This window comes from Specibacter sp. RAF43 (assembly GCF_052114065.1).
In the GTDB taxonomy this organism is placed as follows: Bacteria; Actinomycetota; Actinomycetes; order Actinomycetales; family Micrococcaceae; genus Specibacter.
Genome location: NZ_JBFREA010000026.1, coordinates 86,059 through 107,615, shown reverse-complemented (window position 1 = coordinate 107,615; position 21,557 = coordinate 86,059). Strand labels below are relative to the sequence as shown.

The following is a 21,557-nucleotide window of genomic DNA, read 5'->3' as shown; positions in this document are numbered from 1 at the left end:
GCCAAGCACCCATTATACGTGCTTGGCCGCGCGGTCCCCGCCGGTTTGAGGGTCAGTGGACGGGCTCCTGGCCGTCCATGGGTACGGTCGCCGTGTCCCCGGCATCCGGCGTCGAGGTCCCCAAAACATTCCCGATGCCCTTGAGTGCCTCGCCCACCTCACTGGGGATGATCCACAGCTTGTTGGAGGTGCCGCTGGCGATCTTGGGCAGGATCTGCAGGTACTGGTAGGCCAGCAGCTTCTGCGTCGGGTTCCCCTTGTGGATGGCGTCGAACACCTTCTGGATGGCCTGGGACTCGCCGTCGGCGCGCAGGATGGCGGCCTTCGCGTCACCCTCGGCCTTCAGGATCGCCGACTGGCGTTCACCTTCGGCGGTGAGGATGGCCGACTGCTTGGTGCCCTCGGCCGTGAGGATGGCGGCACGGCGGTCACGCTCGGCGCGCATCTGCTTCTCCATGGAGTCCTGGATGGACAGGGGCGGGTCAATGGCCTTGAGCTCCACCCGGCTGACGCGGATGCCCCACCGCCCGGTGGCCTCGTCCAGGACGCCGCGGAGCTGGCCGTTGATCTGGTCGCGGGAGGTCAGCGCCTCCTCCAGGTTCAGTCCGCCGACGACGTTACGCAGCGTGGTGGTGGTCAGCTGCTCCACGGCCTGGATGTAGTTGGCGATCTCATACGTGGCGGCACGCGGATCGGTCACCTGGAAATACACCACCGTGTCGATGGAGACCACCAGGTTGTCCTCGGTGATCACCGGCTGCGGCGGGAAGGAGACCACCTGCTCGCGCAGGTCCAGCAGCGGCAGCAGGCGATCCACAAACGGGATCAGCACCGTCAGGCCTGGGTTGAGGGTCCGTTGGTACTTGCCCAGCCGTTCCACCACGCCCGCACGCGCCTGTGGAATGATCCGCACCGACCGCACGAGCACGATCACCACAAAGACCAATAGGACAGCAACAACGAAAAGCCATGCCAGCGCTCCCGCTCCGTCACCCATGAAATCCCCTCTTTTCCTTTTACGAAGAATGATTGCCGCCCAAGCCGAATGGCACAGGGCGGTACAGCCGCCGGGGCCGACCCGCGCGGGTCAGGCCGTGGTTGTTGCCGTGCCGGATTGCCGGCGCGTGGCCGAGGCGGTGATGATGGCCGTGGCCCCGTCGATGGCGGCCACCTCCACGGTGGCCCCGACGGGAATTTCACTGCCGCCGCGCACCCGCGCCGTCCACACGTCCCCGCCAATCTTGATGAGCCCGGCGTTCTCGTTGACAGCCTCGAGCACGACGGCGCTGTGGCCGATCAGGCGCTCGACGTTGGTGAGGGTTTCCGTGGGGCCGCGGCGCAGGTGCGCCATGGCCACGGGCCGGATCAAGACGGTCGTGGCCAGCGCCACGACACAGAAGACCACCATTTGCAGCCAGAAGTCGGCATTGAGCAGGTAGGCCACGATGGCGGCGAGCGCGCCCGCGGACATCAGGATGAAGTAGAGGCTCAGCGTCAGCATTTCGACGACCGCGAGCAGCAGGAACACAACCAGCCAGATGATCCAGCCGAAGTCATTAATCCATTCAAGCATCGAGTCCCCCTTGTGACTTAACGTACCAATGAGCCTACTACGCAAACGTGGGAATTGCGCCCTAGATCACGGCCTGGAGCGGCAGGCGCAGCGGTTCGGTTCCCACCTGTGAGTTGATCCGGGCGAGGATGCCCACGCCTTCGGCCAGCTGGTCGTCGCCATAGCCGAACGGTAGGCGCAGGAACCGTTCAAAGGCCCCGTCCACGCCGAACCGCGGACCCGGGACCAGGCCCAGCCCCTCGGTGCGGGCGGCCAGGGCCAGGGCCGAGGTGGAGGTGGATTCCGTGTTCACCCACAGGCACAGCCCGCCGTTGGGGACGGTGATGTTCCACTGCGGCAGGCTGTGACTCAAGAGCCCCACCAGCGTGTCCCGTCCGCGTCGGAGGTCCCGGCTCCGGTTGGCCGTCATGAGGGGCATCTGGCGCATCAGCTCGGTGGCCACGAGCTGTTCGAACAGGGGCGTGCCCAGGTCTGACGCCGGCCGGTTGCGCAGGACTTGGGCGAGGACGTCGCGGCCGGCCCGGATCCAGCCGATCCTCAGGCCGCCCCAGGCCAGCTTGCCCAGGGAGCCGAGGGTGACGACGGTGGGGGAGAAGGCGGCCATCGGCGGCATCTCCCCGCGGTCGATGTCCAGTTGCGCAGTGGTTTCATCCACCACCAGCACCGTGCCTTCGCGCTGCGCCGCGGCGGCCAGGTATTCCCGCTCGTGCACGGACATGCTCATGCCGGTGGGGTTGTGGAAGTCCGGCATGAGGAATGCCATGCTGGGGGCGGCCCGGCGTATTTGCCGCAGCGCCTCCGCGAGGTCCCAGCCGCCCTGTTGGGTGACGGGGACGGCCACCACGCGGGCCCCCACGGAGGCGAAGGTATCCAGCGCATGGGGGTAGGTGGGTTGTTCGACCATGATGCGCTCACCGGGGGAGTACAGCGTGCGGGCCACCAGGTTCAGGGCGTGCTGGGCGCCGATGGTGACCATGATGTTATCCGCCGACGTCGGCAGACCGCGGTCCCGGTAGCTCTGGGCGATGGCCTCGCGCAGGTCCGGGCGGCCTACCAGGTCGAAGCCGTCATGGGCCAGGTACGCCGGCATTTCCCGGGCCGCGGCCGTGAACGCGGCGGCCAGCCCCGGGTAGGCGGGCGCGGTGGCCTTGGAGAAGTCCAGCGCCATGCCGGGGTGCAGTGAGTGTTCGCCGCGGTCGCGCCCGGGCAGCACCAGGGTGCTGCCGGATCCGCGCACGCTGCGCAGATAGCCGTCATCGCGCAAGGTGGAATAGGCGGCGGCCACCGTGGTGCGGCTCAGGGCCAGGGCGGTGCACAGCTCTCGTTCCGCCGGCAGCCTGGCCCCGCTCGCGAGCCGCCCGTCCATCAACAGCACGCGAATTCGATCCGCCAACGCCCGGTAGGCCGGCGCCGCGGACCGCCATTCGCCGAGTTCACGGGCAAGGCGGCGACCGGTGACAAGGGTGTTCATAAAGCCACCCTAGTGGAATTGGCTCTATTGCATAAGGCCACATATGGCTAAGTTGGAGCCATGCTTTCGTTCTTCACCACCCAAAATCTGTTGGTCCGCCTCGTGCGGCTCGCCGTCGGGCTGTTTCTGTACGGGATGGGCATCGCACTGATGATTCGCGGCAACATCGGGGCGTCCCCGTGGGATGTGTTTGCCCAGGGGCTCTCCCGCACCACGGGCGTCACGTTTGGCTGGTGCACCATCATCATCAGCGGCGCGGTGCTGCTGCTGTGGATCCCCTTGCGGCAGCGCCCGGGGGTGGGCACGATCGCCAATGCCATCCTGATCGGGCTGTTCGCGGATCTGGGACTGGCCATGATCCCGCAGGCCGAGCAACTCCTCCTGCAGGGCGTGCTGTTTGCCGCCGGTCTTTTCATTGTGGCGTTCGCCACGGCCCTGTACATCGGCGCCGGCATGGGGCCCGGCCCGCGGGACGGCCTGATGACCGGCCTGGTGCGGGTCACGGGCCGGCCGGTGTGGATGATCCGGACCGGGATCGAACTGGCCGTGGTGGTGGTGGGCTTCTTCCTCGGCGGCGTGGTGGGCGCCGGCACGGCGGCGTTTGCCATGGGCGTGGGGCCCCTGACCCAGGTGACGTTGCGGTGGCTGCGCGTGGACCTGCGCGGCAAGGACCTGCGCGCCGGGGCGGTGCACCCGGTCGACGTCGCCAACCTCAGCTGACCCGCAATAGATGTCGAAAAACCCCGAATATTCGGGGTTTTTCGACATCTATTGCGGGTCAGATCCGCTGATGGGTTTCCCCGGCATGAGGCCGAAGGTGGAAATCCTGAAGGCGGCTGTCACGGGAGTTGACGGCGGCAGCGCCGCAACGGCCGCGGCCAGCTTGGCCGGGTCCAGGTGGTGCGCGGCCGGCCCCATCAGCGCCACATTGCGCACGTCCCCCGGCGTGAGCCCAAGGCGGATGGTGACGTCCCGGCTGTCCTGCCGGTGGAAGTGGCCGGCCAGGGAGTCCGCCAGGGCGGCGTCCTTGTCGGGCTGGATGCCCAGCATGCCGACCGGGCCGGCAATCTCGGCCAGGTGCTCCGGCAGCGGAGTGACCACCACCAGCTGCCCGCCGGGCTTGAGGACGCGGGCGAATTCCGCGGCATTCCGGGGCGCAAACACCACCACGATGACATCGGCGCTGTCCGCCGCCAGCGGCAGGGGACGCCACAGGTCCCACACGAGGTTCAGCGTGGCGGGGTTGCGGCGCGCCGCCCGGCGCAGCGCAAACTTGGAAATGTCCAGCGCGACCGAGTCCGCGTCGGACGCGGCGAGGAGCTGCTGGAGGTAGTACCCGGTCCCGGTGCCGGCGTCGAGCACCAGCGGCCGGCCCGGCCCCGACGGGGTGGCCGCCAGCGCGGCCGCGGTCAGCCCGGCCAGTTCCTTTGCCAGGGGCAGGTAGTGGCCAGCGGCGAGAAAGTCGTCCCGGGCGGCCACCATCTCGGCCGAATCGTGCGCGAACTTGGTGCCGTGCCCGGTCAGCAGGTTGACATAGCCCTGCCGGGCAATGTCAAAGCTGTGTCCGTCGACGCATTGCAGGGCCGTCTCCCCGGCCAGCGGCGGGATGACTTCCAGGCCGCACACCGGGCACACCAACGCATCAACGGCAGTCAAGTCCATGACTTCATCCTAGGTGGCCGGACGGCGGCCGGAGGGCCGGTCTAAAAGTGCAGGACCTCGCGCGCGGCGGCAATATCGGGCCGGGACCAGTGCGCGGCGTATTCGGCGTCGGAGGTCAGCGACCGGGTATGGGCCCGGTCCAGGTACAGGATTCCGGCGAGGTGGTCGGTCTCATGCTGGACAATCCTGGCCTGCCAGCCGCCAAACCGGCGCCGGAGCGCGGTGCCGGCCTCGTCGTCGTACGCCAGGTCAACGGCGACGGCCCGGTCCACCACCGCCTGCCAGCCGGATATGGACAGGCACCCTTCGTAGTGCGAGGCCGTGGCCGGGCCCACCGGCGTGTAGCGGGGGTTGAGCAGGGTCAGGAAGTCCAGCGGCCTGCGGTCGCGGGCGGCGGCGTTGTCCGCCGGGACCTCATACAGGTCCTCCAGGACGGCCAGTTGCAGCGGGATGCCGATCTGCGGGGCGGCCAGGCCCACGCCCGGGGCCGCATGCATGGTCGCTCGCATGACGGCGATCAGCCGGGCGAGCTCATCGGCCGGGATCTGGCCGGTGAACGGCACCGCCCGGGCCCGCAGCACGGGGTGCCCCGCCTGGACGATGCCGGGGAGGCCGTCCGCCTCGAGCACCGCCGCCACGGCCTCGCGGACGTACGCGTCGGAAAACAGCGCCTTGCCGCCGGCGGGTTCAGTCATTGCCGTTCTCGATCCGCCAGGATCCCACGGCGGCATACCCGCTGTCCCGAATGGTCTCGCCCGAGCCCGGGGCCAGGGGGTAGTGCTTGACGTTGCCGGCCCAGTAGCGCAGGATGCGGCCCAATTCCTCCACGGGGGCGGCATTGAGCGCTTCGCCGTCCAAATCAACTTCCAGTACAAACTTCACGGATTTCCCCTTCATCGAGCCGGTGAGTCCATTGTGCCAAACCGTCCGGCCCCTTGCCCGGCCTGGGTGGTTTTTGCCGCAGGACCTGCCACGGCGGGCGCAGGACGGGCATGATGGGGAGATGAAGAACATCGTCACGGAACGACTTGTCCTGCGCCCATGGGAAGACACCGACGTGGATTTTGTGTTTGACCTCTACTCCCGGTGGGTGGTCCAACGGTTCATCGGCGCCGAGCCGCGCGTTATGGAGAGCCGCTCCGAGGCTGTCGAACGGGTCGCCCGCTTTCGGGCGATCGACCACCCCGTCCACGGGATTTGGGCCGTGACCTCCAAGGCGGACGGCCGCCCCGTTGGGACGTTGCTGCTCAAGCCGATCCCGGCCTCCGGCCAGGAACCGCTTCAGCCCTCCGGGGATGTGGAGATCGGCTGGCATTTTCACCCGGACCACTGGGGCGGCGGCTTTGCCTCCGAGGCCGCCGCCGCGGTGCTCGGGCACGCGTTTGCCGGCGGATTGGACCACGTGGTGGCCGTGACGAACCCGGCCAACGAGGCCTCCCAGAGTGTGTGCCGGCGCATCGGCATGAAGCACCTGGGGCCGTCCAAGAAGTATTACAACGCGACGTGCGAGTTGTTCGTGGCCAAGAATCCCGCCTCGTTGAGGTGACAGTAGGCGCGGGTCCAGCCTCGTTGAGGTGACAGTAGACGCGGGTGACCTCTGCTCTTTGGCAGCCGTCCCGGTGGCAGTGCAAGGTCTCCCGCCGGGGAGTGGGGGGCAGCTGGATCCACTGCACTCAGAGAGTATGGGAATGACTGAGCATTGCCAATCAGCTGATATTGGTAAACGGACTGCCCGCGTCCGGAAAACGGTGGAGTGGGAAAAGTTGGCTGGTCAAAGACGCATTATTGGGACCCCACCATGGGCCGGCCCCGGCCGGCCACTATCTGGGCGGCATCACCGTCAGGCCGGACTGGCGTCGCCGTCATGTTGACCCGGGCCCGAATGGACTGGATTTGGGAACGGGCTGACTTCGCTTGGTACGTTGTGAATGCCAGCAATTTGCCCTCGATTTAGCTGCATCGAAGGTGGCAGTATTCAGAGGTTGCCATGGCTCCAAAATTTCACACGACCGAGTTTAACGGCGGCGTCGGACTGCTGATGAGGGCGATGCGTCACCAAGGCTAGACTGGCGTCGCAAATGTGCCCGGGTGTGCGGATACGGCGCGGGCGGCGATGGCCGCGTGCGGCCGCGGGTCACCCTCGATGCGGGCCATCGTGTATTCCGCTTCGAAGCCGCTCATGGCCAATTGGTGGGCCATATCCTCAGTGGGCCACGCGTAGGCCTCGACCACTTTGTGGCCAAACGGTCCCGCAATGTCCGCCCCAAAGAATCCAATGAGCAGCTTTCCGCCGGGAGTAAGTACGCGACGGAATTCGGCGAGTGCCATGGCCAATTCCGCGGGGTCTAAATGAATCAGCGAATACCATGCGAGGATTCCGGACAACGACTCCTCCGGTAAGCCCATGGATACCATCGATCCCACCTGGAAGGGGACGAGCGGATATGTCGTTTGGGCGTGTGCAATGAATTCAGCCACCAGGTCGACGCCGGATACGTTGATCCCGAACGAGTGCAGGTACGAAGCCAGATGTCCTGGACCACAGCCGGCGTCCAGAACTGGACCGTGCGCATGCTTTGCCCAACGGCGAATCATGCCGAGGTCGTCTGGATGGACGTTTTCCACGGAACCAAAGCGGGCGACGTATTCCTCTGCACGCCTCGCGTACGCAGACGCGACTTGCTGTTCATTCACGGCATCATTCTAGGGTGGCCGGTTTCGGGATCGGGTTCTGGCAAGCGCGCGAAATCGCAATTCCCTGTGAATCAAGGACGGCGGGGGAGTTCTGCGGCGACGTTACCATCAGTATGCAGAGTCCGGGGAGTTCGGCCCTGGCCTTGCTCGGGCGCGGCGGTGCAGCAAGGCCACACGGCGAGTATCAAAAAGTGGAAGAGCTGTCCGGAAAAGGATCCTTCTAAAGCCTTGGGGGAGTGGCCGAGTTCTTCGGCATGGGACAGCGAATGYGGAGCGGTTCCGGACCGAGCAGGATTCGAGAAGCGCCGTCGTCATCGCGCGCCTAGAGTTGATGACGGCAGGACAAACCGGGCCGACTCGACCCACCATTTCAGGAGTCATCATGACCAGCTCAGCTACTGAGGGAATCAAGACCGTACTGCACCCCGTCTCAGACCTGGCGGCGGCCAAGGCGGTATACGCCGCCCTGCTCGGTGTGCCGCCGCAGAACGACGAGTCCTACTATGTTGGCTTCGAGGCCGCCGGCCAGCACATCGGACTGGTCCCGCGAGGCGGACCGCAAGGCATGACCTCCCCGGTGGCCTACTGGCATGTGGCGGACATCGCGGCGAAGCTTCTGGAGGTGACCGCTGCGGGAGCCACCGTGAAGGAGCCTGCGCACGACGTCGGTGGCGGGCGCCTGGTGGCCACTGTCACCGACCCGGACGGCAACGTCCTCGGACTGCTTCAGGACCCCTGAGTTCCACCCCCCCAACCGGCACGCCGAAACGATAAAGTGGACAGCGGCCGGTGCAGCAATGCCAACGGACCCCGCGAAGGCGGCCCCACCTAGACGATGGAGACACGATGGGCATGGACACGAGGTTGGACACGCAGACCTCTGCGCGGCATGTAGGCGACAGTCACGATCAGATCCGTGTGAGGGGCGCGCGCGTGAACAACCTCAAGGACGTCAGCGTCGAAATCCCGAAGCGGCGCCTGACCGTCTTCACCGGCGTTTCCGGCTCGGGCAAGAGCTCCCTGGTCTTCGGCACGATCGCCGCCGAGTCGCAGCGGATGATCAACGAGACCTACAGCACCTTTATCCAGGGATTCATGCCGACGCTTGCGCGTCCCGACGTTGACGTGCTGGAAGGGCTGACCACCGCGATCCTGGTCGACCAGGAACGAATGGGTGCCAATCCACGCTCCACCGTCGGCACCGTCACGGACGCCAACGCCATGCTGCGCATCGTCTTTAGCCGGCTCGGGCAGCCACACATCGGCTCGCCGCAGGCGTATTCATTCAACGTCCCTTCGGTCAGCGGGGCAGGTGCGGTCACGATCGAGCGCGGCGGGCAAACCGTCAAGGAGCGGCGCAGCTTCAGCATCACCGGCGGCATGTGCCCCCGCTGCGAGGGCCGCGGCGAGGTAACCGACTTCGACCTGACGGCGCTGTTCGACGCCGAGAGATCGCTGGCGGAGGGTGCGCTCGCCATTCCGGGCTACAGCATGGACGGCTGGTATGGCCGCATCTTCAGCGGATCCGGCTACTTCGACATGAACAAGAAGGTCGGCAAATTCACCAAGAAGGAGCTTCAGGACCTGCTCTACCGGGAGCCGACCAAGATCAAGGTCGAAGGCATCAACCTGACCTACGAGGGCCTGATCCCGAAGTTGCAAAAGACGATGCTGTCGAAGGACCGTGACGCCATGCAGCCGCACATTCGGGCGTTCGTGGACCGCGCCGTCGTCTTCCAGACCTGCCCGGACTGTGACGGCACCCGGCTGGCAGGCCCGGCCCGTTCCTCAAGAATCGACGGCCTGAACATCGCCGACGTGTGCGCGATGCAGATCAGCGACCTGGCCGCATGGGTGCGCGGGCTCGACGAACCGTCGGTGGCGCCGCTGCTGGGTTCGCTCGGCGACACGCTTGACTCGTTTGTCGAGATCGGGCTCGGCTACCTGAGCCTTGACCGCCCATCCGGCACGCTCTCGGGTGGCGAGGCGCAGCGGACCAAGATGATCCGCCACCTCGGGTCCTCGCTCACCGACGTGACCTACGTCTTTGACGAGCCCACCATTGGGCTGCACCCGCATGACATTGCGCGGATGAACAATCTTCTGTTGCAACTGCGCGACAAGGGCAACACCGTCCTGGTGGTGGAGCACAAACCGGAGGCGATCGCGATCGCCGACCATGTCATTGACCTTGGCCCGCTCGCAGGCACCCAGGGCGGCGAAGTGATGTTCGAGGGGACCGTCGAGGGGCTGCGGTCCAGCGGCACGCTCACCGGGCAACACCTGGATGACCGCGCCACGCTGAAGAAGACAGTGCGGAAGGCTTCGGGGGCCCTTGAAGTGCGCGGCGCCACCGCCAACAACCTCAAGGACGTCGACGTCGACATTCCGCTGGGGCTTTTGACCGTCATCACCGGGGTGGCGGGCTCGGGCAAGAGCTCGCTGATTCGAGGCTCGGTTTCCGGGCGTGAGGGCGTGGTGTCGATCGATCAGGGGGCGATCAAGGGCTCGCGGCGCAGCAACCCGGCAACATACACGGGACTGCTCGACCCCATCCGCAAGGCGTTCGCGAAGGCCAACGGCGTGAAAGCGGCACTGTTCAGCGCCAACTCCGAAGGTGCCTGTCCCGTCTGCAACGGCGCCGGCGTCATCTACACCGAGCTGGGCTTTATGGACACCGTCGCAACTCCCTGCGAGGAGTGCGGGGGCAAGCGTTTTCAGGCATTGGTGCTCGAATATCGCCTCGGCGGAAAGGACATCAGCGAGGTCCTCGCCATGTCGGTGGCCGAGGCTAAGGAATTCTTCAACACCGGAGAGTCGCGCATCCCCGCCGCCCACAAAATTTTGGCGCAACTCGCCGACGTCGGACTCGGCTACGTTAGCCTCGGCCAGCCGCTCACCACGTTGTCCGGCGGCGAACGGCAGCGCCTGAAGCTGGCCAGCCACCTGTCCGAGAAGGGTGGCATCTACGTCCTCGACGAACCAACCACCGGGCTGCACCTGGCCGACRTCGAAAACCTGTTGGGCCTCCTGGACCGGCTTGTTGATGCCGGCAAGTCAGTCATCGTGATCGAACATCACCAGGCGGTCATGGCGCACGCCGACTGGATCATTGACATCGGCCCCGGCGCCGGCCACGACGGCGGAACGATCGTTTTCGAGGGCACGCCCGCCGAGCTCGTGGCCGGCCGCGAGACCCTCACCGGCAAGCACCTGGCGGCCTACGTCGGCAGCTAGACGGGAAGCTCGTCGCCATTTTGAGTGGAATGTGATCTGTATCACATATCGTGGGGGAGTGGTACCACTGGGTCATCTCGGGAGGCGGGCCGTCTCCAATCCGCGCGGTGAGGTGCAAGTGGTGGCTTGGGCGGCGGATTCTCCGGATATAGCTCGTCTCAGCCTGGCCACATCCCGGAAGGATCGCGGCGACGTGTTCGGCGGTAATTGTTCCGGACGTACTCAGGCGGCGAGACCTCGGGTTTGAAGCCCATCACGATGAGCCGATAATCTACATTATGTAAAGTAAACTTCAAATGGACATGACCTTGCCATCCATTACCGCCTAGGACTACAGTCGCGACAAGCCGTCGCAAACCACAATTGGAGGGTGCCCGTGCTGAGCCAGGTCGCGGAGGGTGTGCTGATCCACGAGAGCGAGTTTTGCCAGAGCAACACCGTTGTCGTGCAGGGCCGGGCCGGCGTGTTGCTCATCGACGCCGGGGTGCACGGCCACGAACTGGCCTGCCTCGCGAACGACCTCTCCGATTCGGGCCAGACCGTTGTGGCTGGCTTCTCCACGCATCCTCATTGGGATCACCTGCTCTGGGACGCCGGGCTCGGCGCGGCGCCCCGTTACGGCACCGCCCGCTGCGCGTCCACGGTTCGAGACCGGTTGTCGGGGGGGATCGATGCAAGCCGGCTCGGCATCCCCGAGGATGTGCCCCTGGACCTGCTCGGCCTAATCACAGGCCTGCCCGCGCAGGCGGCGCAGATTCCGTGGAATGGTCCGGGGATCCGGATCATCGAGCATCAAGCGCATGCCCCGGGTCATGCGGCGCTGTTGATCGAGGAACGCGGGGTCCTCGTCGCCGGCGACATGCTTTCTGATGTCTTGATTCCGATGCTTGACTTGAACGGCACGGCTGACCCGATCGAGGACTACCTCGCCGCCCTGCGGCTGCTCGAAGACGTGGCGGTCGACGTCGATGTCTTCATTCCCGGCCACGGGTCCATCGGCGGAGCTGATCAGGTACGCGAACGGATCGACCAGGATCGGGCGTACATGCACGCCTTGCGTGACGCCGATGTGTCCAGCGACCCGCGGCTCGGCCCGTCGGCCTTGCCCGGCTGGGACTGGGTGGGCGGCGTGCACGCACGGCAACTCGAACTCCTCGCCCGAAGAAGCGAACCAGACGGAGCGCCCGGCTAGCTGAGCTCATCGACTTGGATGAGACGGGACAAGATCACCGGACGATCCTGTAATTGAACATCGGCGTGCCGAGCGCACCCCACAGCCGGAGCCACACGGGCATCATCATTTCCGTGCCACGTGCGGTAGATAACCCGCCGAGGTCGATCACGTCGGAGTGGCCGAACTCGTGCAACAACTTCGACACGAATTCCTTGGCTTCAACGTCGTCACTCGAGACGAAGACACTGGATTCTTCGGGCAGCGTGCCGGGTCTGACCATCAGCGGAGCACTCAGGGTATTGAGGGTCTTCACGACGCGGGCTTCGGGGTACGTGCGCTGTATCCGCTCCCCCAGCGAGTCCGTGTCCGAGATGAGTAGCGTGGGCGGCATGCCGTGGGAGAAATCGAGGGGGTTGGCAACATCTATGAGCACTTTGCCGGCCAGGTGCTCGGCCCCGGCGAGCTCAAGGACCTGCAGTGACGCCGCGCCGTTGGTCGCATTGACGACGATTTCGGCCTGGRCCGCGGCATCTGCGAACGAAGCCAGTTCCACCCCCGGATGCTCGACGGACCACTTGGCGAACGGCGGATTGCCCATGCCGTCGAATTCCTGGCGCGACCTCGTCGCCAGCGGGTCGCGGGTGCCTACCGTCACTTCGTGGCCGAGTTCGTCGAGCCGGCCGGAAATGGCCCGCCCTACCGCACCAGTGCCAAGGACTGCGAACTTCACGACTGTTCCTCAAGTAGACGGGCACACTTCTGAGTTTCAGCTGCGAGGCTAGCAGACCGGTCCGGTGCCTACAAGGGTTTCAGCGACTTGCATTCAAGAGAGTTGGTCGCTCCAGGCATGCTCATCGCGGTACGACCACCGGCCGCGCAACAGGGGCACCCGCAGGTGCTGTCAGGTCAACGGCGGGGCACCCGCAGGTGCTGCCAGTTCAACGGGGTCACGGAGGCCGCTACTCTGGAAACATGAGCCAGCCCACCTTGATGCCGTCGGTCCGCGAGTCGATCGAGCGGCACGGCATAGTCCACGAAGTGCTCCCGTGCGCCGATGAGCTCTCGGACACTGCCGCATTCTGCGAACACTACGGCGTCTCCCTGGAGCAGGCGGCCAACACGATCGTGGTGACCTCCCGCAAAGTCGAGCCGTCCGTGCAGGCAGTCTGCGTGGTCCTGGGCACCACCCGATTGGACGTCAATCGGAAGGTCAAGGACCTCCTGGGCGTCCGGCGGGTGTCCTTTGCCGACGCCGACCTCACCATTGAACGCACGGGCATGATGATTGGCGGGGTGACCCCGTTCGGGGTGGAAGGCATGCCCGTCTACGTGGACTCCGCCGTGCTCGAGCAGCCGGAAGTCATCATGGGCGGCGGCAACCGCACCAGCAAGCTGCGCCTCGATCCGCGGCAATTGACCAAGCTGCCCAACGTAGAAGTCATTGACGGGCTGGCCAAGGCGCCGGCCCCGGCCGAACCCTAGCCGTCATAGGCGGCCTGCAGTTCGGCGATCTGGAGCTTTTGCATGCCGAGCATGGCCTTCATGGCCCGGCTGCAGCCATCCGGGTCGGGGCCGTTGAGCACGCTGGTCAGCATGGCCGGGATCAACTGCCAGGACACCCCGAACTTGTCCTTGAGCCAGCCGCACTGGCTCTCCTGGCCGCCATCGGCCGTCATCGCCTCCCACTTGGCGTCCAGCTCCGCCTGCGTGTCGAAGTTCAGCACAAAGGAGATGGCCTCGGTGAAGGTGAATTCCGGTCCGCCGTTCAACGCCATGAAGTCGCTGCCGTCAAGTTCAAACGCCACGGTCAGCACGCTCCCCTCCTCCCCCGGGCCCGTGTCCCCCCAGCGGGCGACGTCGGTGATGCGTGAATTCTCAAACAGGCCAACATAGAAATTGGCCGCCTCTTCGGCTTGCCCGTTGAACCACAGGCACGTGCTGATCGGCTTCATCTGGATCACTCCCTCGCTCGGTTACCTGCGCCGAGCCTAGACGCCGGGCCTCCGGGCCTCAAGGCCTACCCGCCGGTAGCTTTGTGCCGGCGGGGGCACCCGGGCTGGGTGGATCCGCCCCCGACTGCGTCTAAACTTGAGCAGTGACCCAAGTACAAACCAAACCCGCCGTCAAGGCCGTTGCCCTCGCCCTGCTGCTGGACGCTGCCCTCATCATCGTCTTTGCCGCCTCGGGCCGCAGCTCGCACGCCGAATCCCTGGGCGTCGCCGGAGTCCTGGGCACGGCGTGGCCCTTCTTGGCCGCGCTGGGCATTGGCTGGCTCGCCAGCCGCACCTGGCGCCACCCGTTCCGCCTCTGGCCCACCGGCGTCTGTGTCTGGCTGATCACCGTGGCCGGCGGCATGGCCCTGCGCATCGCCTCCGGGTCGACGGCGGCCATTCCCTTCGTCGTCGTCGCAACACTGGTGCTGGCCCTGTTCCTGCTCGGCCAGCGGGCCGTCGTCACACTCCTGATGCGCCGCACGCAACGCTAAAACGCGCCTCGATTGGGTTAGGATCGAAGCCACCGCAGCGCCGCAACGTCACCACTCCCCGACATGAAAAGGACACACCCCGTGATCACCGCCTTTGTCTTGATCAAGACCGATGCCTCCCGGATTCCGGAATCCGCCCAGGAAATCTCCGAGCTGGCAGGAATCAGCGAGGTCTACTCCGTGACCGGCGAGTGGGACCTGATCGCGATCGCGCGGGTGGAAAAGCATGAGGACCTGGCCGACGTCATCGCGGACAAGCTCTCCAAGGTCAAGTCGGTCATGTCCACGACCACGCAGATTTCCTTCCGCGCCTATTCCCAGCACGACCTCGACGCCGCCTTCTCGCTCGGCTTCGACCACTGATCCCCCGCGGGGTGAGAGTGGCCGGGACTATCCGGCCGTCAGCTCCGCGGTCAGCGCGATCCACCGCTTGAGCACATTGGCGGCCGCGCCGCCATCGATGGCCGCCTCGGCCCGCGCCGCGGCGAACCTCATCCGCTCCACCAGCGTGCCCGTCGCCGAACGGTCGTAGGCCACCAGCCCCGCGGCGGCGTTGAGCACGACGGCGTCGCGTACCGGCGTGCGTTCCCCGTCCAGGATGCGCCGCACCACCTGCGCGTTGTATTCGGCGTTCTTGCCGCGCAGGTCCTCGATGGTGGCCCGCGGAATGCCGATCTCCAGCGGATCGAAGACGCTTTCGGTGACCACATTGTCCCGGACCTCCCAGATGGCGGAGGGGCCCGTCGTCGTCAATTCATCCAAGCCGTCACTGCCGCGGAAGACCAGGGCGCGCACATTGCGGGCGGCCAGGACGCCGGCCACCAGCGGGGCCATCGTGGCATCGGCCACGCCGATAGCGGAGGCCACCACATGGGCCGGGTTGGTCAGCGGGCCCAGGAAGTTGAAGGCCGTCGGGACGCCGAGCTGGGCGCGCGCCACCGCCGCATGGCGCATGGAGGGGTGGAAGACCTGGGCAAAGCAAAACGTCATGCCCACCTGGGCGGCGGCGGCGGCCACACCCTCCACGGGGACGTTCAGGCGGACCCCCAGTGCTTCCAGGACATCGGCCGAACCGGCGGCGGACGACGCGGCCCTGTTGCCGTGCTTGACCACGGTGGCGCCGGCCCCGGCGCAGACCAGGGCGGCCATGGTGGAGATGTTGACGGTGTTCAGCCGGTCCCCGCCGGTGCCCACGATGTCCAGGGCATCCCCGTCGATCGCCAGCGGCCGGGCGTTTTGCAGCATGGCCTCCACCAGGCCCGCCACCTCGCCCACGGTTTCACCCTTGGATCGCAGCGCGACCAGGAATCCGGCGGTCTGCACATCCGTGGCGTTGCCGGCCATGATGGTGTTCATGGCCCACTTTGTCTCCCCCGCCGAAAGATCATGCCCTGCTATGAGCGCCGCGATCAGGTTCGGCCAGGTGGGTGCCACGGTTACTGGGGCCTCTTGAGGATTCACCCTCTCGATGTTAGACGATTCCGGGCCCGCCCGAACGAATGTGACCGTTGACACCCGGGCCCGACTGTGCATGTCCGGCTGGGTTTTGGCTGGGAATCCCCGGGAATTTCGCAAGTTTGTAGAAAAAGTTCGGCGAAACGGCATTTTGCATTGGGAACTCTGGAGTTTTATAGACATAATGTCTATGTGACAACTGCGACCCATGCCCCCAGTATCCCGGCGCATCCGACGCTGAACCGCCCCAACATGGTTTCCGTAGGAACCGTCGTTTGGCTCTCCAGCGAACTGATGTTCTTTGCCGGCCTCTTTGCCATGTACTTCACCCTGCGATCCACCACCGGTGGACTGTGGGCGGAAGAAACGGCCAAGCTGAACTTCCCCTTCGCCCTGATCAACACCCTTGTCCTGGTCTCCAGCTCCTTCAGCTGCCAGATGGGTGTGTTCGCCGCGGAGAACCTTCAGCCCCGCCGCATCGGCCGGCGCCTCCAGTTCTCCCGTTGGGGAATGACTGAGTGGTTCCTGCTGACCTTCGTGCTCGGCGCCATTTTTGTGGCTGGTCAGTCGACCGAATACGCCATGCTCACCTCAGAGCACGTCACCCTTAATTCCGACGCCTACGGCTCCGCGTTCTACATCACCACCGGGTTCCACGGCCTGCACGTGCTCGGCGGACTAGTGGCGTTCCTGCTCATCATTGGACGAGCCTACGCGGCCAAGAAGTTTGGACACTTCGAGGCCACCAGCGCCATCGTCACTTCTTACTATTGGCACTTCGTGGACGTCGTGTGGATCGGCCTGTTCTTGGTCATCTACGTCCTGAAGTAAGCTGACAACAGTTTTCTTCTACACGAGGCAGAAATAGGATTTGCGGCCCTCTCTAGGGGCTGCCGGATATAGATCAAAGGAACCACCAAGTGAAGGCACTTTCGCAGAAGCGACGTCATCCGCTGGCAGCAATAGCGTTGCTGCTGATGGGGCTCATGCTGACAGGTGGGTTGTACGCCGTTGTCACAACGGTGAACTCGGCCAAGGCCGATACCACCACCTACACGGCACAACAGGTTGACGAAGGCGAAAAGCTCTTCGTGGCCAACTGTGCTACCTGCCACGGCATTGGCGCCAGCGGCACGGACAATGGCCCGTCCCTGGCCGGCGTCGGCGCAGCGGCCGTGGACTTCCAGGTGGGCACCGGACGGATGCCCATGCAGATGCAGGGCCCGCAGGCCCGCCAGAAGCCGGCCCAGTTCAACGCCGACCAGACCCGCGACATGGCGGCCTACGTTGCCACCCTCGGTGACGGACCCGCCGTGGCGGATCCGAAGTACCTCGATGGCAAGGGCGACGCAACGCTGGGCGGTGAGCTGTTCCGCGTGAACTGCGCCATGTGCCACAACGCCGCGGCCGCCGGTGGCGCGCTGACCCGTGGGAAGTTCGCTCCGGCGCTGGCCGGTGTGTCCAACGAGCACATCTACGGCGCCATGGTCACCGGCCCGCAGAATATGCCCGTTTTCAGTGATGCCAACATCACCCCCGAACACAAGCGCGACATCATCACGTTCCTGAACACCATCGAGTCCCAGGGCTCCCCCGGCGGCGCCCAGCTTGGCTCCCTGGGCCCGGTCTCCGAGGGCTTGTTCCTCTGGACCGCCGTTCTGGGCGTCATCATCGGCTTCACCATCTGGCTGACGTCGCGGACTTCCTAGTCCACAAGAGATTTTTGGCCGCCTTTGGCGGCCGCGCGAAACATACATTACGACCCCGGAACCTAACCGGGATAAGAGAAGGATGAGGGGATTATGGGCAACCATAGTGACGGCTCGCCGACAGGCTCCGACGCCGTAGCTAAGGCTGGTCACATCAGTGAGGTGGAGCAGTTCCAGGACCCTGGACTGCCGCCGCATCGATTGAGGCTGGCCGACACGGACCCCAAGGCTGCCAAAAGGGCCGAGCGCCAGGTGGCGATCCTGTTTGTGATCTCCATTGTCGGCACCCTGTTGTTCCTCTTTGCCTACTTTGGCATTCGGCTGGATGAGACCATTGCGACGCTGCGGTTGCAAAACATCTTCCTTGGCCTGGGCGTGGCGTTCGCCATGCTGGGCATCGGCACGGGAATCGTCCACTGGGCGCGCGCGCTCATGCCGGACCACGAGGTATCCGAGGAGCGCCACGAGCTGCGCTCGGAGGACGACCGCCAGGCCGCCGTGAAGATCGTTGATGACATACTCGAGGAAACCGGCATCAAGCGTCGTCCGCTGATCCGCAACACCCTCATCGGCGCCATGGCCCTGGCCCCGCTGCCGGCTATCGCCATCTTCCGCGACCTGGGCCCGCTGCCCGGAAACACTCTCCGCCACACCTTGTGGAAGGAAGGCGAGCGGCTGGCCCGCGACCCCGACGGCACACCCATCAAGGCCTCGGACGTCACGATCGGCTCGGCGTTCCACGTCATCCCCGAGTCGCTGAACAAGCTCACCGAAGGCAAGCTCAACGAGAAGGCCAAGGCCGTTGTCCTGCTGATGCGCCTGAACCCGGATGACCTGCACCCCTCGGCGGGCCGGGAGGACTGGGCTTACAATGGCATTGTCGCCTACTCCAAGATTTGCACGCACGTCGGCTGCCCGGTGGCCCTCTACGAACAGCAAACCCACCACCTGCTGTGCCCGTGCCACCAGTCAACGTTCGACCTGACCAACGAATGCAAGGTCATCTTTGGCCCGGCCGTTCGCCCGCTGCCGCAGCTGCCCATCACGGTGGACAGCGACGGCTACCTGGTCGCCCAGAGCGACTTCCACGAACCTGTTGGACCAAGCTTTTGGGAGCGTGGCTAATCATGGCTGCCGCAACGCAAACACCATACGAACCCAAGACGGCCACCGGCCGCATCACGAACTTTGTGGACGAGCGGGTGGGAGGCTCCGGCATCCTGCGCGAATTTGGGCGCAAGGTCTTCCCGGACCACTGGTCGTTCATGTTCGGCGAGGTGGCGCTGTACACCTTCGTCATCCTGCTGCTCTCCGGGACCTTCCTGACGTTCTTCTTTGATCCGTCCATGGCGGAGACCCACTACAACGGCTCCTACGTTCCACTCAAGGGCATGGAAATGTCCGTGGCCTACGATTCGGCCTTGAACATCTCCTTTGACGTTCGCGGCGGGCTGTTCATGCGCCAGGTGCACCACTGGTCGGCGCTCTTATTCGTCGCCGCCGTTTCGGTGCACATGCTGCGCGTGTTCTTCACCGGGGCGTTCCGCAAGCCCCGCGAGCTGAACTGGGTGGTGGGCGGCGTGCTGCTCATCCTGTCCATGGCGGCTGGCTTCACCGGCTACTCCCTCCCCGATGACCTGCTCTCCGGCAACGGCCTGCGCATCATCGACGGCGTGATGAAGTCCATCCCCGTGGTGGGCACCTACATCTCCTTCTTCCTGTTCGGCGGCGAATTCCCGGGCACGGCGATCGTCGGGCGCCTGTACATGATGCACATCATGCTGGTGCCGGCACTGATCCTGCTGATGGTGGCGATCCACCTCTTCATGGTGGTCGTCCACAAGCACACCCAGTACCCAGGTCCGGGCCGCAATGACCGCAATGTGGTCGGCTACCCTCTGGGCCCGGTGTACGCGGCCAAGGCCGGCGGCTTCTTCTTCATCGTCTTTGGCATCGTCGCATTCGTTTCGGCCCTGTTCACGATCAACCCGATCTGGAACTACGGACCGTACGACCCCTCCCCCGTATCCGCAGGCACCCAGCCTGACTGGTACATCGGCTGGGTAGACGGCGCCTTGCGACTGATGCCGGGCTGGTTGTTCGCCATCCCCCTGGAATGGCACATCCCGCTCCCCTGGGGCGTGAACACCCTGAGCTTGAACGTGCTGATCCCGGCCCTCATCCCGGCCGGAATCGTGTTCACGCTGCTGTTCACCTACCCCTGGATCGAACGCTGGATCACCCGCGACAACCGCGAACACCATGTGCTGGACCGGCCGCGCAACGCACCGACGCGCACCGCGATCGGCGTGGCCGGGTTCATCTTCTACTGCGTGATGTGGGCCGCGGCAAGCTCCGACTTGATCGCCACCCACTTCGAAGTCTCGCTAAACGACGTGACCTACTGGCTGCGGGCCCTGTTCATCATCGGCCCGATCCTCGGTTTCATCGTCGCCAAGAGGGTCGCCCTGGCCCTCCAGCGCAAGGATCGTGAGATCGCCCTGCACGGCCGGGAAACCGGACGCATCGTGCGCCTGCCCCACGGCGAATTCCAGGAGATGCACGCCCAGCTCGACGACTACAAGCGCTACAGGCTCGTCGGCTTCGAGTCTCCCCTTCCCGAGGAGGGCATCCCGAACGAAAACGGGATTGTCACCAGGACGGAAAAGCGCCGCGCCGCGCTCAGCCGCTTCTTCTTCGAGGACCGCGTAGCCCCGGCCACCCCGGCCGAGCTGGCGCTCACCCACGGCCACCACGAGGCCATCGAGAGCGGCGAGGAGGCCGCGTCGGTCACGCACTAACTCGACCGGCAAGCCCATTGAGATCAGGCGGTCCCCGCAAGGGGGCCGCCTGATCGACGTTAACACGGCCCCAACGGCCCGTGCAGGCCGCAACGGCGACGGAACTAGTAAGTGCGCCGGGTCCGCACGCCGGGGCGCTGCAGGGGCACCCAGAGCTTGTAGCGATCGGCCCGGTAGAAGGACACCGAGTAGTCCACCATGGCCCGGGAGACAAACGCGTGCCGTTCCATTCGCAGGACAGGGGCGCCGACGTCGACCTTGAGCAGGCGGGCAATGGAGGGCGTGGCCGCATTGGCCTCGATCATGTCCTCGCCCCACTCGATGACCAGCCCGTACCGTTCGCTCAAAAGGTTGTACAGGGACGTGGGCGGGGCCTTTTCCAGGATGCCCGGGACCCGCCAGGCCGGGATGAAGTTCTCATCAACGCTCATGGGTTCCCCGTCCGCCAGCAGGAGCCGCCGGAACCGGATGACCGGCTGCCCCTCGTCCATCTGGAGTTCACGTGCCAGGCGGGCCGTGGCGGGAATCTGTTCGAAGGCCAGGGTCTTGGCCGCGGGGGTCATGCCGCGGCGCTGCATTTCCTCCGAATAGGACGTCAACTTCACCTGGACGTCGAGCTTGCGATGGGAGACAAACGTCCCGACCCCCACCACCCGCTCCAGCAGTTCCTCGTCCACGAGGGCCTCGACGGCGTGGCGCACCGTCATCCGGGCGACGCCGAAGTGCTCGGCCATGTCGCGTTCGGAGGGCAGCTGGCGGCCGGACTTGGAATGGTTGGTGATGTAGTTGCGCAGCAACTCCCGCAGCTGGATGTGAATGGACACCTCGGAGGAGCGCTCCAGCGCGCCCGGGATGCTGCCGGCGGGCGGTACCAGATAGCCCATGATTGTCCTTTCGAGACCATGACCAGCCTAAAACACGACTACTCTCATTACAGATACAACTACCGTCAAGGAGCCAGCAATGTACACCCGGAAAGCCACCGTAGCAGCCAGCGTGGGGCTGCACGCCAGGCCCGCCGCAGTCTTTGTCCGCGCCGTGCACCACACGGGTCTGCCCATCACCCTGGCCAAGGCGGGCGGGTCCCCCATCGACGCCCGCTCCCTGCTGGAGGTCATGACCGCCGACTTCTCACAGGGCACCGAGGTCGAGATCGGGGTCAGCGGGGACGGGCACGAGGACGCCCGGGTGCGGGAGGCTGTTGACACCCTCGCGGCCCTGCTGCGCACCGATCTGCGTGACTCCTCCCCCGTGGGCGGCCACTCAKGGAGTGGCCGCCAGACCCTATGCTAACGG

General features: G+C 65.5%; 24 protein-coding genes. 13 read left to right on the top strand and 11 right to left on the bottom strand.

Features of this window, described 5'->3' with window-relative positions:
* Positions 1–52 precede the first annotated feature (52 nt).
* The 3 genes from AB4Y80_RS14135 to yczR all read right to left on the bottom strand — a co-directional run bounded on the left by AB4Y80_RS14135 (position 53) and on the right by yczR (position 3,044).
* Positions 53–997 (bottom strand): SPFH domain-containing protein, encoded by a 945-nt coding sequence (locus AB4Y80_RS14135; RefSeq protein WP_442214981.1) that lies wholly within the window; start codon positions 995–997, stop codon positions 53–55.
* 90 nt (positions 998–1,087) lie between these two features.
* Entirely contained in the window at positions 1,088–1,573 is a 486-nt protein-coding gene (locus tag AB4Y80_RS14130) for an NfeD family protein (RefSeq protein WP_442214980.1), read from the bottom strand.
* 61 nt (positions 1,574–1,634) lie between these two features.
* Positions 1,635–3,044, bottom strand: a complete 1,410-nt coding sequence (gene yczR / locus AB4Y80_RS14125) for a MocR-like transcription factor YczR (RefSeq protein WP_442214979.1) — start codon at positions 3,042–3,044, stop codon at positions 1,635–1,637.
* Positions 3,045–3,104: 60 nt separating this feature from the next.
* Here yczR and yczE point away from each other — a divergent pair, with 60 nt between their 5' ends.
* The gene (gene yczE / locus AB4Y80_RS14120; RefSeq protein ID WP_442214978.1) at positions 3,105–3,764 is read left to right on the top strand and encodes a membrane protein YczE; all 660 of its coding nucleotides are present in this window, start codon (positions 3,105–3,107) and stop codon (positions 3,762–3,764) included.
* Between the two features lie 48 nt (positions 3,765–3,812).
* Here yczE and AB4Y80_RS14115 read toward each other — a convergent pair whose 3' ends face one another.
* From AB4Y80_RS14115 to AB4Y80_RS14105, 3 genes are read right to left on the bottom strand one after another with little or no spacing between them, the layout of a single operon-like run.
* Entirely contained in the window at positions 3,813–4,706 is an 894-nt protein-coding gene (locus AB4Y80_RS14115; RefSeq protein ID WP_442214977.1) for a methyltransferase domain-containing protein, read from the bottom strand.
* A 41-nt stretch (positions 4,707–4,747) separates the two neighbouring features.
* Positions 4,748–5,401 carry a peptide deformylase gene (locus AB4Y80_RS14110; RefSeq protein WP_442214976.1) on the bottom strand — a complete coding sequence of 218 codons (654 nt, stop codon included), beginning with the start codon at positions 5,399–5,401 and terminating at the stop codon, positions 4,748–4,750.
* On the bottom strand, positions 5,394–5,588 hold the full coding sequence (locus AB4Y80_RS14105; RefSeq protein ID WP_442214975.1) for a hypothetical protein: 195 nt from the start codon (positions 5,586–5,588) through the stop codon (positions 5,394–5,396). The genes AB4Y80_RS14110 and AB4Y80_RS14105 overlap by 8 nt, the downstream gene beginning before the upstream one ends.
* Before the next feature lie 121 nt (positions 5,589–5,709).
* On the opposite strand from AB4Y80_RS14105, the gene AB4Y80_RS14100 reads away from it, so the two are divergent.
* Complete coding sequence (locus AB4Y80_RS14100) at positions 5,710–6,252, top strand: GNAT family N-acetyltransferase (RefSeq protein WP_442214974.1); 543 nt, start codon at positions 5,710–5,712, stop codon at positions 6,250–6,252.
* Positions 6,253–6,767: 515 nt separating this feature from the next.
* Here AB4Y80_RS14100 and AB4Y80_RS14095 read toward each other — a convergent pair.
* Positions 6,768–7,400 carry a class I SAM-dependent methyltransferase gene (locus AB4Y80_RS14095; RefSeq protein ID WP_442214973.1) on the bottom strand — a complete coding sequence of 211 codons (633 nt, stop codon included), beginning with the start codon at positions 7,398–7,400 and terminating at the stop codon, positions 6,768–6,770.
* Positions 7,401–7,782: 382 nt separating this feature from the next.
* On the opposite strand from AB4Y80_RS14095, the gene AB4Y80_RS14090 reads away from it, so the two are divergent.
* From AB4Y80_RS14090 to AB4Y80_RS14080, 3 genes are all read left to right on the top strand, one after another.
* The gene (locus tag AB4Y80_RS14090) at positions 7,783–8,139 is read left to right on the top strand and encodes a VOC family protein (protein WP_442214972.1); all 357 of its coding nucleotides are present in this window, start codon (positions 7,783–7,785) and stop codon (positions 8,137–8,139) included.
* 107 nt (positions 8,140–8,246) lie between these two features.
* Positions 8,247–10,637 (top strand): ATP-binding cassette domain-containing protein, encoded by a 2,391-nt coding sequence (locus AB4Y80_RS14085; RefSeq protein WP_442214971.1) that lies wholly within the window; start codon positions 8,247–8,249, stop codon positions 10,635–10,637.
* Positions 10,638–11,013: 376 nt separating this feature from the next.
* Positions 11,014–11,829, top strand: coding sequence for an MBL fold metallo-hydrolase (locus AB4Y80_RS14080; RefSeq protein WP_442214970.1), 816 nt, complete (start codon positions 11,014–11,016; stop codon positions 11,827–11,829).
* 34 nt (positions 11,830–11,863) lie between these two features.
* Here AB4Y80_RS14080 and AB4Y80_RS14075 read toward each other — a convergent pair whose 3' ends face one another.
* The gene (locus AB4Y80_RS14075; protein WP_442214969.1) at positions 11,864–12,541 is read right to left on the bottom strand and encodes an NADPH-dependent F420 reductase; all 678 of its coding nucleotides are present in this window, start codon (positions 12,539–12,541) and stop codon (positions 11,864–11,866) included.
* Positions 12,542–12,783: 242 nt separating this feature from the next.
* Between AB4Y80_RS14075 and AB4Y80_RS14070 the strand changes: the two genes are divergently transcribed.
* Positions 12,784–13,293, top strand: coding sequence for a YbaK/EbsC family protein (locus tag AB4Y80_RS14070; protein WP_442214968.1), 510 nt, complete (start codon positions 12,784–12,786; stop codon positions 13,291–13,293).
* On the opposite strand, the gene AB4Y80_RS14065 is transcribed toward AB4Y80_RS14070, so the two are convergent.
* Positions 13,290–13,763: a VOC family protein gene (locus tag AB4Y80_RS14065; RefSeq protein ID WP_442214967.1), complete on the bottom strand. Its 474-nt coding sequence runs from the start codon at positions 13,761–13,763 to the stop codon at positions 13,290–13,292. The two genes, AB4Y80_RS14070 and AB4Y80_RS14065, sit on opposite strands and share 4 nt — an antisense overlap.
* Positions 13,764–13,906: 143 nt before the next feature.
* Between AB4Y80_RS14065 and AB4Y80_RS14060 the strand changes: the two genes are divergently transcribed.
* Both AB4Y80_RS14060 and AB4Y80_RS14055 read left to right on the top strand, forming a co-directional pair.
* Entirely contained in the window at positions 13,907–14,296 is a 390-nt protein-coding gene (locus AB4Y80_RS14060; protein ID WP_442214966.1) for a DUF3054 domain-containing protein, read from the top strand.
* Between the two features lie 81 nt (positions 14,297–14,377).
* The gene (locus AB4Y80_RS14055) at positions 14,378–14,659 is read left to right on the top strand and encodes an Lrp/AsnC family transcriptional regulator (RefSeq protein WP_442214965.1); all 282 of its coding nucleotides are present in this window, start codon (positions 14,378–14,380) and stop codon (positions 14,657–14,659) included.
* Positions 14,660–14,686: 27 nt separating this feature from the next.
* Here the strand turns inward: AB4Y80_RS14055 and trpD are convergent, their stop codons facing one another.
* Positions 14,687–15,757 carry an anthranilate phosphoribosyltransferase gene (gene trpD, locus AB4Y80_RS14050; protein WP_442214964.1) on the bottom strand — a complete coding sequence of 357 codons (1,071 nt, stop codon included), beginning with the start codon at positions 15,755–15,757 and terminating at the stop codon, positions 14,687–14,689.
* A 186-nt stretch (positions 15,758–15,943) separates the two neighbouring features.
* Between trpD and ctaE the strand changes: the two genes are divergently transcribed.
* From ctaE to qcrB, 4 genes are all read left to right on the top strand, one after another.
* Positions 15,944–16,582: an aa3-type cytochrome oxidase subunit III gene (ctaE, locus tag AB4Y80_RS14045; RefSeq protein WP_442214963.1), complete on the top strand. Its 639-nt coding sequence runs from the start codon at positions 15,944–15,946 to the stop codon at positions 16,580–16,582.
* A gap of 89 nt (positions 16,583–16,671) precedes the next feature.
* Complete coding sequence (qcrC, locus tag AB4Y80_RS14040; RefSeq protein WP_442214962.1) at positions 16,672–17,460, top strand: cytochrome bc1 complex diheme cytochrome c subunit; 789 nt, start codon at positions 16,672–16,674, stop codon at positions 17,458–17,460.
* Positions 17,461–17,553: 93 nt separating this feature from the next.
* Complete coding sequence (qcrA, locus tag AB4Y80_RS14035) at positions 17,554–18,585, top strand: cytochrome bc1 complex Rieske iron-sulfur subunit (RefSeq protein WP_442214961.1); 1,032 nt, start codon at positions 17,554–17,556, stop codon at positions 18,583–18,585.
* Between the two features lie 2 nt (positions 18,586–18,587).
* Positions 18,588–20,261, top strand: a complete 1,674-nt coding sequence (gene qcrB, locus AB4Y80_RS14030) for a cytochrome bc1 complex cytochrome b subunit (protein ID WP_442214960.1) — start codon at positions 18,588–18,590, stop codon at positions 20,259–20,261.
* Positions 20,262–20,365: 104 nt separating this feature from the next.
* On the opposite strand, the gene AB4Y80_RS14025 is transcribed toward qcrB, so the two are convergent.
* Positions 20,366–21,145, bottom strand: coding sequence for a GntR family transcriptional regulator (locus AB4Y80_RS14025; RefSeq protein ID WP_442214959.1), 780 nt, complete (start codon positions 21,143–21,145; stop codon positions 20,366–20,368).
* 79 nt (positions 21,146–21,224) lie between these two features.
* Between AB4Y80_RS14025 and AB4Y80_RS14020 the strand changes: the two genes are divergently transcribed.
* A complete protein-coding gene (locus tag AB4Y80_RS14020; RefSeq protein WP_442214958.1) occupies positions 21,225–21,554 on the top strand; it encodes an HPr family phosphocarrier protein in 330 nt (109 codons plus the stop codon).
* The last annotated feature ends 3 nt before the right edge of the window (positions 21,555–21,557 follow it).